Raw genomic sequence first — 12096 nt, forward strand, 5'->3', positions numbered from 1 at the left:
GTCGAACGCTGCTTCAACCAGCTCAAAGGCTTCCGTGGCATCGCCACCAGATACGACAAGACCGCCACCTCCTACGAAGCAGCGGTCAGTCTCGCCTCATTCCTGCTCTGGGCAAGATCCGTTTGAAGACGGACCCTAGCCGACAGCCTCGCGGAAGAACAGCACAGGCTGCACCCGCCGCAGCGGCCCTTACCGCCGCCTTCGGCACTACCCGGCGGGTCAACCGGGAGTCCGCCATTTCCGTCGAGGCGGCCCGACAATCTGTGCCGCACAAGCTGATCGACACCCAGATCTGGGCTCGCTTCCACGGCGACGAGCTGGTCGTGACGCGGTCGACGAGGACGGCCCGGCCCGCGAAGCCGCCCGTCACCGGCGAGGCCAGCCCAGGGATCCGGTCCTGAGCGATATCCACTAGGTGACCGGACGCCGGCGTCGGTGACACCCCACGGACCAGCAACTCGACCGAATCGCTGAGCTCCTCCAGGCCCCCAGCGGGCCAGCGCCCGCCGGGGGCCTGCCGGGAGCCGCGTCCTCTGACTCCAGAACCCAGTACGCCACATCGCTCGGCGCGATCCTGTCAAAGCGGGCGGCGAACAACACGATGTCGTCGTTCCGGTCCCCCGGACCGGGCATGTCGCGCACTCGTCCCACAGGGTCTCGAGGGGCTGCGGATGGTCCGGCGCGGTCAGCTGGGCGGTCGCGGCCAGCTTCTCGCGCAACTGCTCTATACCGGTCCACACGTCTCTGGGCCGGATACTCCATCCGCCAACGCGTCCGTGTACTGGAGCAGGGTGGCCCCGGCGGGGGCGTCCAGCTCGACCGCCTCGGAATTCACGCCGCTGACACCAATCGGCCTGCCCGCCCAGATGCAGCATCACGAAAAGCGGTGGCCGTCATCAGCCCGCCTGGCGGGCCTCGTTCTATCCCGGAGCTCGGACAGCTCGGACTTCGCAAGAAGTCACCGTGCAGTGGGCTCGCACCACCAGCACCAACGAGTGATCAAGGCGTGAATGTTGATGTCCGTGGGTGCCGGATGCCGCCGCTCTGGGGTGAGGCAGTTGAGGCTTCTCACCCGGCACCCACGACCAGCGGTGGTCAGAGTGCGCGTGGCGTGGCCGGACGCGTGGCCGGGGCCCCAAGCACCGCGCCGCTGCCTGTGCTGCATCCGCACCGTGGGCGGATCCCCGGCCCCCATATGACAGCCGGGACGGAGGGGTTTAGCGTCGAATTGGAGCTGGACGACTCCACTTGTGCGAGGCGAGCTGCCGTGGTTACCGACAGGGCCGATGCACTCACCGTCCACAGCCTGCGGGAAGGCGACGAGGTCACCTTCGTGTCGATCATGACCTCGTGGTCTCCGGGGATGCTGAGGCTGGCGCGGGTGTACGTGAGAACATGGCAGTCGGCGGAGGACGTGGTTCAGGACACGTGGCTGGCCGTGCTGGCGGGGCTGGACGGGTTCCAGGAGCGCTCTGCGCTGCGGACGTGGGTGCTCGGGATTTTGGTCAACAAAGCGAAGTCCTGCGCCCTTCGGGAGCACAGGTTGCTCCCGACGGACCTGCTGGATAGGCATGAGGCAGGCCCTACCGTGTCGCCCGACCGATTCCGTGGACCGGAGGAACGGTGGCCCGGGCATTGGCGGGTCTTTCCCGAGCGGTGGCCTGTGATACCGGAGGACGAGGTGCTGTCCGGCGAGCTTCGTCAGCGGATGGGACGGGTTCTGGAGAGCTTGCCGCGTAGGCAGCGAGAGGTGATCGAGCTCCGGGACGTCTACGGGTACTCGGCGGATGAGGCGTGCTGGATGCTGGATATCTCCGCGGTGAATCAACGAGTCCTGCTGCATCGGGCGCGTGCGCGGATGCGTGACAGCATCGAGGAGTACTTTCGATCCGCAGTGGTGGGGTGACGCGATGGCTGAGGCGGAGGGTCTCAGTTGCGCCGAGTTCGTGGAACTTGTGACGGACTACCTCGAGAGGGCGCTCGATACACGGTCGCGCCTGCGGTTCGAGGACCATCTGGCTGAGTGCGAGGGCTGTGAGACCTATCTGGAGCAGATGCGCGAAACGTTGAGCATGCTGGGCCGCATTCCGCGCCAGACGCTCTCCGAGGAGGCCCAGAGACGGTTGCTCACTGCTTTCCGCGACTGGAACGCCACCCCGTTGTAAACGTATGCCAACGGAGGCTGCATACCGTTGCGGGCGTAGGTGAAGCGACAGCACCACCGGATCACTAGGGCGCGATAGTGAGCAAGCGGGGGCCTGGTCCGGGTACAGCGCAGGACTGGTTGGCCAGGATGCCTTTGAGGGGCACCGCGGGCGCTAAGTCGTGACCGAAGTCAATGTTGGCAGTGGTCAGGCGGACACCCAGGTCGGGACCGGTTTCCACCGGGAGGCGCTCCAGCCTCAGGACGCAGGAAACCCGAGCACCTCGGGGAGCCTGGGCAGCCACGGCTGACCAGTCTTCCGGTGGTCAAGACCGCAATACGTCAGTGGGGCACTGGTGTGCGGTGCTGGTGGTTGTCGCGATGTGTAGCGGTTCATTGACCGTCGGGTTGGGTCACAGCTTCTGGGACTGGAAGCAGCACAGCGCGTATCCGGCCAACGCTGCTACCGCAAGGCCGTCAGCAATCACCAGGCGTTTGGTGCCGCCGGAGAAACGGCCAAGAGCCAGGCCACGCGTGTACGTGTGGCCTGGCGATGTGCCGCATTCGGTGCAGCCGGCTGAGGGACGACTGTAACGCCTGGCTGGGGTGGGGGGACACAACCGGACGGGTCGTTCGTGTGGAGGAGGCCGACATGCGCGAGCTGCAGGTGGATGTCGTGGTGGTCGGGGCGGGACCGGCGGGTGAGAACGCGGCGGGTCGGTGCGCCGATGCCCGCTTGTCGGTTGCGGTCGTGGAGCGGCAATTGGTGGGCGGGGAATGTTCGTATTGGGGCTGCATTCCCAGCAAGACGCTGCTCCGCCCGGGGGACGCAGTGGCGGCCGCCCGCCGGGTGCCGGGGGCCGCTGAGACCGTGACCGGACGGGTGGACGCGCAGTCCGCTTTCGCCCAGCGCGACTACATGACGAGTCACTGGCAGGACACCGGGCAGGCGAAGTGGCTCGCCGACCGGAACATCACGCTGGTGCGCGGGACTGGGCGGCTGGCCGAGGAGCGCGTGGTGAACGCGACCACCGAGGACGGTGACACGACACGGCTGACGGCGAGCAGGGCTGTGGTGCTGGCCACGGGTACCGCGGCGGCCATCCCGCCTGTCGACGGATTGCGGGAGATCCGGGTGTGGGACAACCGGGGCGCCACAGCGGCCAAGGAGATCCCACCGCGTCTGCTGGTGCTGGGTGGCGGGGCGATCGGTGCGGAGATGGCGCAAGGGTTCTACCGGCTGGGCTGTCCGGACGTCACCGTGGTGGAGGGGACCGATCGCCTGGTTCCGCGGGAGGAGCCGTTCGCCGGCGAGGAGTTGCGGGCAGCTTTCGAAGCCGAGGGCATCACCGTCATCACCGGTGTCCTGCTGCAAAAAGTCCGGCGGGAGGCCGCGGACGCGCCGGTGGAGGCGACGCTCGCCGACGGCCGGGAACTGGTCGCCGACGAGATCCTGGTCGCGGTGGGACGCCGTCCGGCGACGGCCGATCTGGGTCTGGACAGTGTCGGCCTGCAACCGGGCCGTTTCGTGGACGTCGACGACCACATGCGGGCGACCGGCGTGTCCGGTGGCTGGCTGTACGCCATCGGGGATTGCAACGGCCGAGCGCTGCTGACCCACATGGGCAAGTACCAGGCCCGGATCGCGGCCGACGTCATCATCGGCAACGGCGAGCCCACCGCCACTGACGTGGTTCCCAGGGTTACCTTCACTGACCCGCAGGTCGCCGCCGTGGGGCTGACCGAGGCGCAGGCACGCGAACAGGACCTGCCGGTGCGCACCGTCAGCTACGGCACCGGCGACGTGCCCGGCTCGTATGTGCGGGGCAACGGGCTGGGTGGCACCAGCAAGCTGGTGGTGGACACCGAGCGGCGGATCGTGGTGGGCGCCACCTTCACGGGCCAGGACGTTCAGGAACTGCTGCATTCTGCCACCATCGCGGTGGTGGGCCGGGTGCCGCTGGAGGTGCTGGGGCACGCGGTGCCCTCCTTCCCGACGGTGAGCGAGGTGTGGCTGCATCTGCTGGAGCAGTGCGGGGTGTAAGGGAGTCTCGGCATGCCTGACGTGTCGTTCGTGGATCTTTTCGCGGTCACTCTCGTGGCACTGCTGGCTCCCTTCCTGCTCGGGCTCGCTCCCAAGGTGCGGATCCCGGCGGTGGTGCTGGAGATCGTGGCGGGCATCGTCCTGGGACCGTCCGGCCTGGGTTGGATCAAGGCCGACCTGCCGGTGCAGATTGTGGCCCTGCTGGGTCTGGCCTTCCTGCTGTTCCTGGCGGGCCTGGAGATCGACGTACACCGGCTACGCGGACGCCTGCTGGGCTCCGCGCTGCTCGGCTATGTGATCACCGTGGTCCTCGGTGTCGCGGTCGGGGTGGCTTTCGGCGCGGTGGGCTGGGTGCACAGCCCTGTCCTGATCGCGGTGACACTGTCCGCCACGTCGTTGGGGCTGGTGGTGCCCGTACTTCAGGACGCGGGACGGGTGAACACCGATCTGGGGCAGATCACCATCGCGGCTTCGTCCGTGGCGGACTTCGCAGCGGTGCTCTTGCTGTCGCTGTTCTTCTCCGGTTCCGGCGGAAGCACCGGAAGCCGCGTGGTGCTGCTGGTCGCTTTCGCTGCCTTGGTGGCCGTGGCCGCAGTTGCTGTCGGGCTGGCGGGGCGCTCGATGCGGGTGGGTGATGTGCTGTTGCGTCTGCAGGACACCACGGCGCAGATCCGGGTCCGGGCGGCCGTTGTGCTGCTGGTGGCGTTTGTGGCTCTGGCGGAGAAGTTCGGTCTGGAAAGCATCCTCGGGGCCTTCCTCGCGGGCGGGGTCGTGGGCCTGGTGGACCGTGACTCCGCCTCCCACCCGCACTTCAGGATCAAGCTGGAAGCCATCGGGTACGGCTTCGTGATCCCGGTGTTCTTCGTCGCCAGCGGCCTGCGGCTTGATCTTCGCGGGCTTCTTGCGAGCCCCTCGGCGCTGCTGAGGGTTCCTGTGTTCCTGCTGGCCCTGCTGGTCGTGCGCGGCGTGCCGGCCCTGCTGTACCGCAGTTCGCTGGGGAACCGCTCGTCGCTGGCGGTGGCGCTGCTCCAGGCCACGTCCCTGCCGTTCCTGGTCACTGCCACCCAGGTGGGTGTGGCCTCCGGGTTGATGACACCTGTCACGGCGGCGGCTCTGGTGTGTGCGGGTCTGCTGTCGGTGCTGCTGTTCCCGGTCTCCGCGCTGGCCCTGCTGCGAAAGCGGGCCAAGCCCGAGACCCGTGCCCGGATGGATCACTCGAGGATGGGTGAAGCCATGTGAGCGGACCTGCTGACAAACCTGCGGGCCGAGCCGGTGAGGGTGGCGGAGCTGTGGCCGCCACACCCGGCACATCGTTCAGGCTTCGGCGATCTCCACGAAGACTTTGATGGCGCCTGGCGCACCGAGCGCAGCGAGGGCCTCGTCGTAGTGGTCGAGTCCGTGGACGGGGTGGGTGAGCAGGCGCGAGAGCCAGCCCGGGTACTGGGCTTCGGCGACGGCGAGGTCCCGGACGCCTGCCTCGAAATGTTCGCGGTTGGCGTTGACGGTGCCGAACATGACCTTGTTGCCGAGGACGAAGTCCAGGTTGATCGCGTCCGAGGGGACTTCGCTGCGGCGCATGCCGCCGGTGACGCTGGACAACACGAGGATGCCGTTCTTGGCGACGAGATGGCACATGGCGTCGAAGACGATGGGCGAGTATCCGGTCGCCTCGAACACCAGGTCGTAGCCGCCCGTCTCGGCGGCGTTCTGGGCGAGGGACTGCTGCTTGGTGCTGATGTAGGTGGCGCCGATGGCCTCGGCGAGGTCGGAGTTGAGGTAGGGCGGCTCGTCCAGGCCGAAGGTGGTGACCTCGAGGCCGCGGTTGCGCAGGATCATGGTGGCGAGCAGTCCGATGGTGCCCGCGCCGAGGACGGCCGCACGGCGCGGCTGCCACACCTTCAGCCGGCGCTGGATCTCGTAGGCCTCGATGATGCCCTTCTCCGCCACACTGGTGGGCTCGAGCAGGACGGCCACGTGTTGGAGGCCTTGGGGGATTTTGATGAGGTAGCGGGGATCTTCGACGTAGTACTCGGTCAGGAAGCCGTTGACCCGGCTGATGCCGTGCTCGTAGTAGGCGTCGTCCGTGGTCATGTCGGGTGTGTCGATCAGGTCGTAGAGACTGTTCCCGGCCCGGCGGACCCGGGCGACCACGTAGTCGCCCGGGGCGAACTCGGTGACGGCGGGGCCGACTTCCTCCACGCGGCCGAGGCTTTCGTGGCCCGTGATCAGGTAGTCCTGACCGGCGGGGGCGGTGCCGTACTCTCCGGCGTTGATTTCCTTGTCGGTGCCGTCCAGTCCCAGACACAGGATCCGGACCATGACTCCCCGGCCGTGCGGGATGTCCTCCAGTGCCGGCCTGGGGACGTCGATGAGGTGCGCGCTGCCGGCTTTTCCGGGAGAGACGCCGATGGCCTTCATGGTGTTGATGTTCCTCTCACAGGCGGTACCGGCCGCACCGGGCGCCGCTGCTGAACGGCCTGCCCGTCTGCGGCCAGGTTGCGGTTGTGGTGAGCGGCTCGGGTCACGGACGGGTGTCGGGACGGCGTCCGTGGGTGTGAGCCAGGCGACGGCAGGCTTGTGCCGGACCGCCTCGCTAGCGGCCGGCGGTCTGTCTGAGGTCCCGCCAGTGCGTGTGCGCAGGGACCGCGCCCTGGGCACACGCCGCTCCGGCGGGGTGTAGCGGCAGTCCAGGAAAGGGCAGGTGTAGGCGTCGTCGTGGATGAGCTTTCCGCATGCCACCGTCCGGCGGCGCCGCCGGTACAGCACCGCCGCGGCCAGCGCGCCCGCCAGCGGGGCGATCAGGTACACCCACAACCCGGTCCAGGTGCCGCCCACCAGAGCCGGTCCCAGGCTGCGCGCGGGATTGAGGCTGGTGCCCGACACCGGCGCCTCGACGAACACCAGCGTCGCGACCAGCAGCCCGGCTGCCGCAGCCGTGTACGGCATCAGACGGGGCCGGTCGACCAGGTTCAGGATCAACGCCACCAGCAAGAACGTCGCGGCGGCCTCAGCTGCGAGGGAGGCCCAGACACCCCCGGTCCCGGGCACGGTCGCACCAAGCTGCACGTCGGTGGCCCACCTGCCCCACAGCAGCAGGACCAGCACCGTCCCCAGGACCGCTCCCGCGACCTGCGCCGCGGCGTAGCTGGCGGCGCTGCGCCCGGTCATCTTGCCCAGCCGGTAGAAGGCGAGGGTGACGGCCGGGTTGATGTGCCCTCCGCTGATACGGCCGAGCGGGGAGTAGACGATCAAGGTCGCCGAGCCGGCGAACAGCACCCCGGTCAGCAGCCGGCGCAGGTCCGCACTGGGAACGGCGGCGACCACGGGCGAGTGGGAAGCGAAACCGACGACGACCGCACTGAGGCCCAGCAACAGCAGCAGAGCGGTGCCGGCGAACTCGGCCGCCATCTCACGCCATCCCGTCACGGTGCGGCCTCCTTCAAGGCCCGGTTGTCCACTCAGGCCGCGACGGACCGGCGCGCCTGGCTGATCGCCCAGGCGGCGTTGACCAGGCCGATATGGCTGAACGCCTGGGGGAAGTTCCCCAGCAGCTCACCGGTGGCCGGGTCGACCTCCTCCGCGAGCAGACCGACGTCGTTGACGTAGGAAGCCGCCCGCTCGAACACGCCGCTCGCCCGCTCGGTCTGCCCGGACAGGGCCATGGCCTGGGCCAGCCAGAACGTGCACAGCAGGAACGTGCCCTCCTCGCCGGCGAGGCCGTCCACCCCGCCCTCGGTGCGGTAGCGGTAGACCAGTCCCGCGTCATCGGTCAGCCTCTCGGCGGTGGCGTCGATGGTGGCGCGCATCCGGGGGTCGGCGGCGGGCAGGAACCCGACGATCGGCATCATCAGGTTCGAGGCGTCCAGAGCCGTGGAGCCGAAGTACTGGGTGAAGGCGCCTGCCTCCTCGCTGAAGCCCTCCCGCAGCACGGTGTCGTGGATCTCCTGGCGGGTACGCCGCCACGCCGCCACCTTGTCCTGCGGCGCGCCGAGGCGGGGTGCGAGGCTGATGGCCCGGTCCAGCGCGGTCCAGCACATCACCTTGGAGTACAGGAAGTGGCGGGGTTCGCCCCGCACCTCCCAGATGCCCTGGTCCTTCTCCGTCCAACGGTCGGCGGCGGTGTCGGCGCAGGCGATGAGGAACCGCCGGGTGTCGTCGTCGATGCGCTGCAACTGGTCCGCCAGGCGGTGAGCGGCGTCCAGCAGTTCCCCGTAGACGTCGATCTGCTGCTGGCTCCAGGCCCCGTTGCCGACCCGTACCGGCCGGCTGTCCCGCCATCCCCTCAGATGCGGCAGGGTGCGCTCGGACAGGTCGTGCTCACCGCCCACCCCGAACATGATCTGCAAGGACCGGTCCCTGCTCAGTGAGGGTGCGGCAGTCGCCAGGAAGGAGAAAAAGTCCTGCGCCTCGTCCGGGCAGGCCGCGACCCAGAGTGCTTCCATGGTCAACGACGCGTCCCGTACCCAGGTGAAGCGGTAGTCCCAGTTCCGCTCACCGCCCACGCCCTCCGGCAGCGAGGTGGTGGCGGCCGCCACGATGGCACCGCTGGGCTGGAACGACAGCGCCTGCAGCACGCGGCCGCTGTGATGCACCAGGTCCCGCCACGGCCCGTCGTACGCCTGGTGCAGATCGGACCAGGACCGCCATGCGGCGATCGTCGACTCCAGCCTGTCGGCGAGTTCCTCCTGAGGCCACACATGAGCCGGGGCCTCCTCCAGCGTGGAGCGGTGCATCCCGAAGTACAGCGACTCACCCGCACGGACGGTGAACGCCCCGTGAGCGCTGGCGTCCGTGAAACTCATCGCGGTCGGAGTGGTCAGCACCAACCACTCGGCTCCTCCTCGGGAGGTCACTCCACCCGGCGCCGCGGACAGGATCGGAGCGATCAACCCGTACTCAGGGCGAGGCCGATAGACCATCTCCATCGGCACCTCTCCGTCCACTCCGGAGAGCCGGCGCGCCAGCAACTGTGGCACCCCCACCCCCAGCCGATGGCCGCCATTGTCCGCCCCCACCAGCAGGGCATCGGTCAGCACCGCCGTCCCCGAAGCGGTCCGGAAAGTCGTCTCCAGCACCATCGTCCGCTCCACATAGCGCCGCGATACCTCGCACGCCGCTGACGGCCGGATGGACCAGTGACCGGCCTCCTCGTCCAACAGCCGCCCGAACACCGAGGGACTGTCGAAGCGGGGAAAACACAACCAGTCGACCGAACCGTCACGGCTGATCAACACGGCGGAATGACGATCGGAAATCAGTGCATAATCGGCGATGGCGATCGAACTCATGGCAGCTCCCACAAACGGCGTCGACACCATGCAGTCCATCCAAAGGCCCAGACGTTACGGCGCAACAGGGAATTTTGTGCAGCGGGCCCTGCCCGCCGCTGCCCCACATCAGCGCCGGCCAGCCGCCCGCGCAGGCCCGTCAGAGCGCCTCCTGCAGGGCGGCAAGCGATGCCACCCCGTCGAGCGGGATGAGACACGCCGACTCCTCGCCGACCCGCACACCACACGAGGACCTCGTGTGGCGCGTCGACAACGTGTACTGGCAGCCATCGCCGACGACCCGAACGTCCGCATCCGCGACATCGCCGCCCGCTGCCGGCTCACCGAGCGCGCCGTTTCGCGGATCATCTCGGAACTTGAGCAGGACGGATACCTCTCCCACACCCGCGAAGGGCGCACGAACACCTACCGCATCGAGCCGGACAAGGTACTGCGCCACCCCGCCGAAGCCGGCCTCACCGTGGCCTCCCTGCTCTCCCTCCTCGTCCAGGACGAAACCGAACGCACCAGCAAGCCGGCCACCCAGGAGCGTCACCTCGTGAACGCCGACGCCACGAGGTAACGCAGCACCGCCTCGGTCTCAACTGCTCCGCCTCGTCCCGCGTCGCACACCCCGCCAGGCGCGATGGCCCGCACCGCCGAACAAGCGGCTCGGCCGCGCTACTCCCCCACCCAGCCCTGACGGGCCCCTGCCAGGTAGTGCCAGGCGGTCGGACACCACCGCTCGCACCATCAGCCTGCCGGGCAGGACAGGGCTGTCCAGGGAAGGGAGGCCACTGTGACCTCGCCCCAAGCCCTCGCCTACTCGCCTACCTCACCGAACACCGCCCGCACCTCCTGGTGAGGGGTGTTGGGGGTGTGGCCGTGGACGGTTCCCCCTTTCTCGCACCTCACGCACCGCAGACACGCACTGGTCGCCCTTTTGCCGGTTGGAGCTCGCCGACACGGCGATGAGCTGCGGGTTGGTGAGGTCGTTGGCGAACCGGCGGCGGGAGCCGGCCCCAGACGCCGGCCCGCGACCAGATCAGGAACCGGCGGTGCGCGGTCGACTTCGATATCCCGAAACACGGCGGTAGAGCCCGCCAGGCACAGCCGCTGACCAGCACGTAGATGATCGCCGCGAACAGCGTCTCATCAGGCGTGTCCTGCGTTCCGCCGCCCTGCGGCCGTACCTTCGACGGTGGGATCAGCGGCTTTGCGATCTCCCACAAGCCGTCCGGAACAATCCAACTCCATGTACCCCGCCCCATAGACAGCCCAACGAGCGATCACCACATAGGACACCGTCTAAGCGGCGGGTGCCGGGTGTGGCGGGTTCGGTGTCGTGGTGGGTGAGGCGGGGCAGTTCGGGGGCGGGCAGGGCGCGGTGCATGTAGCGCCACAGGTCGGTTCCGGCGTACCCGACAGCCGTGAGGGCGGCGTGGGTTGCGGGGCGGTGGCGTACGGGAAGGGCTTCCAGGCCCAGGGTGAGGGCGCTGGTGAAGTGCAAGGCGTCCAGGGGCCGGGGGTCGGCAGCGGCGTGGTCGAGCAGGGTGCGGGCCACCATCTCGTTCTCGCGGCAGTGCAGCCACAGGATGACGCCGTGGCGTCCTTGGGGCGCAGCGCGTACGAGATCACACCGAGGACGGATCCGGTGGCGTCTGTGGCCACGGACGTAGCGGGGTGGTCCAGTTCGGCCCACCAGCCGGCGTCCACGCCCGAGCGGCCCGCCAGAGCCTCAGCCAGCATGGCCGGGGTGGTGACCGGCTGGCCGGACAGCCGGTCAGCGTTGATCAGGTCCAGGACCGCCGCCTGATCGGTCGGGGCGTAGGGGCGCAGGCTCACGCCCAGTACGGGACTCACGTACACGACCATGCGCGGTACTCCTCTCCATGTCCAGCAAGCAGGCAGCCCTTTAGAGATCATCTCATTTGGCTAGGTAAGCTGCTGGTCGTGTCGAGGATCGTTGAGCGGCTGGTGCCGGACGAATTGTGGGAGCTGTTCCAGCGGGTGGTGCCGGAGGCGCCGTCGCGACCTCAGGGTGGTGGCCGGCGTCGGCACGGCGACCGTGAGGTGCTGGCAGCGATCGTGTTCGTGGCGACGTCGGGCTGCACGTGGCAGCAGTTGCCGGCCGCCTCGTTCGGGCCGTCCGGCGCGACGGCTCACCGACGCTTCACCGAGTGGACGAAGGCCCGCGTGTGGGCCAAGCTGCACCGCCTGGTCCTCGACGAACTCGGCGACCTGGACTGGTCCCGCTGCGCGATCGACTCGGTGAACATGCGGGCCCTGAAAAAGGGGAGCTGACAGGTCCGGATCCTAATGGGCGGCGAAGCGAGTCATCGCTATCCGAATCCGGAGTGAGAGCTCTTTCGACAGACCGCGAGGCTCGCTTCAGCAGCGGTTCCGGTCAGGACGAAGATCTCATCCGCCACCTGGGCAGGAAGTCCTCTACTGAGAGCGATCTGGTTCCGGCCGGAACCGTTCGCAGCCTCCCATCTTTGCGAACAGAGCAGCACCTCGCGAGGACAAAAAGCCCTCCGAGCGGGACTTAGAGGTCCTAACAAAGGCGTTGGACGTGGCGGTGGGTGATCAGGCAGGTGGCGAGGCCGAGGAAGGCTTCGTGAATGTCGTCGCGTCGTTCC

The 12096-nt window shown here is 68.5% G+C and carries 7 protein-coding genes and 5 pseudogenes; 8 read left to right on the top strand and 4 right to left on the bottom strand.

The window, feature by feature from the left end; translation table 11 throughout:
- Both ABZ915_RS48350 and ABZ915_RS48355 read left to right on the top strand, forming a co-directional pair.
- Positions 1–126, top strand: a pseudogene (locus tag ABZ915_RS48350) (IS5/IS1182 family transposase); the annotation flags it as partial.
- Positions 127–141: 15 nt separating this feature from the next.
- Positions 142–412: pseudogene (locus tag ABZ915_RS48355) on the top strand (IS21 family transposase); the annotation flags it as partial.
- Between the two features lie 36 nt (positions 413–448).
- Here the strand turns inward: ABZ915_RS48355 and ABZ915_RS48360 are convergent.
- Positions 449–853: pseudogene (locus ABZ915_RS48360) on the bottom strand (SpoIIE family protein phosphatase); the annotation flags it as partial.
- A gap of 414 nt (positions 854–1267) precedes the next feature.
- Between ABZ915_RS48360 and ABZ915_RS48365 the strand changes: the two are divergent.
- The 4 genes from ABZ915_RS48365 to ABZ915_RS48380 all read left to right on the top strand — a co-directional run bounded on the left by ABZ915_RS48365 (position 1268) and on the right by ABZ915_RS48380 (position 5426).
- The gene (locus ABZ915_RS48365) at positions 1268–1906 is read left to right on the top strand and encodes a sigma-70 family RNA polymerase sigma factor (protein WP_361817760.1); all 639 of its coding nucleotides are present in this window, start codon (positions 1268–1270) and stop codon (positions 1904–1906) included.
- 4 nt (positions 1907–1910) lie between these two features.
- A complete protein-coding gene (locus tag ABZ915_RS48370; protein ID WP_361817762.1) occupies positions 1911–2165 on the top strand; it encodes a zf-HC2 domain-containing protein in 255 nt (84 codons plus the stop codon).
- A 630-nt stretch (positions 2166–2795) separates the two neighbouring features.
- Complete coding sequence (locus tag ABZ915_RS48375; protein ID WP_361817765.1) at positions 2796–4187, top strand: NAD(P)/FAD-dependent oxidoreductase; 1392 nt, start codon at positions 2796–2798, stop codon at positions 4185–4187.
- A gap of 12 nt (positions 4188–4199) precedes the next feature.
- Positions 4200–5426, top strand: coding sequence for a cation:proton antiporter (locus ABZ915_RS48380; protein ID WP_361817767.1), 1227 nt, complete (start codon positions 4200–4202; stop codon positions 5424–5426).
- Between the two features lie 75 nt (positions 5427–5501).
- On the opposite strand, the gene ABZ915_RS48385 is transcribed toward ABZ915_RS48380, so the two are convergent.
- Both ABZ915_RS48385 and ABZ915_RS48390 read right to left on the bottom strand, forming a co-directional pair.
- Positions 5502–7613 (bottom strand): aquaporin, encoded by a 2112-nt coding sequence (locus ABZ915_RS48385; RefSeq protein ID WP_361817770.1) that lies wholly within the window; start codon positions 7611–7613, stop codon positions 5502–5504.
- Positions 7614–7645: 32 nt separating this feature from the next.
- A complete protein-coding gene (locus ABZ915_RS48390; RefSeq protein WP_361817773.1) occupies positions 7646–9475 on the bottom strand; it encodes a glycoside hydrolase family 15 protein in 1830 nt (609 codons plus the stop codon).
- Between the two features lie 238 nt (positions 9476–9713).
- On the opposite strand from ABZ915_RS48390, the gene ABZ915_RS48395 reads away from it, so the two are divergent.
- Positions 9714–10037 carry a helix-turn-helix domain-containing protein gene (locus ABZ915_RS48395; RefSeq protein ID WP_361817776.1) on the top strand — a complete coding sequence of 108 codons (324 nt, stop codon included), beginning with the start codon at positions 9714–9716 and terminating at the stop codon, positions 10035–10037.
- A 430-nt stretch (positions 10038–10467) separates the two neighbouring features.
- On the opposite strand, the pseudogene ABZ915_RS48400 reads toward ABZ915_RS48395, so the two are convergent.
- A pseudogene (locus tag ABZ915_RS48400) lies at positions 10468–10725 on the bottom strand (transposase); the annotation flags it as partial.
- Positions 10726–11401: 676 nt separating this feature from the next.
- Between ABZ915_RS48400 and ABZ915_RS48405 the strand changes: the two are divergent.
- A pseudogene (locus ABZ915_RS48405) lies at positions 11402–11772 on the top strand (transposase); the annotation flags it as partial.
- Positions 11773–12096 lie beyond the last annotated feature (324 nt).

Origin of the sequence: Streptomyces sp. NPDC046915, from assembly GCF_040644935.1 — a bacterium.
Classification (GTDB): domain Bacteria; phylum Actinomycetota; class Actinomycetes; order Streptomycetales; family Streptomycetaceae; genus Streptomyces.

Coding starts and splice junctions, on each gene's coding strand:
- ABZ915_RS48390 (WP_361817773.1), bottom strand. CDS start 9,475: ATGAGTTCGATCGCCATCGCCGATTATGCACTGATTTCCGATCGTCAT.
- ABZ915_RS48380 (WP_361817767.1), top strand. CDS start 4,200: ATGCCTGACGTGTCGTTCGTGGATCTTTTCGCGGTCACTCTCGTGGCA.
- ABZ915_RS48370 (WP_361817762.1), top strand. CDS start 1,911: ATGGCTGAGGCGGAGGGTCTCAGTTGCGCCGAGTTCGTGGAACTTGTG.
- ABZ915_RS48375 (WP_361817765.1), top strand. CDS start 2,796: ATGCGCGAGCTGCAGGTGGATGTCGTGGTGGTCGGGGCGGGACCGGCG.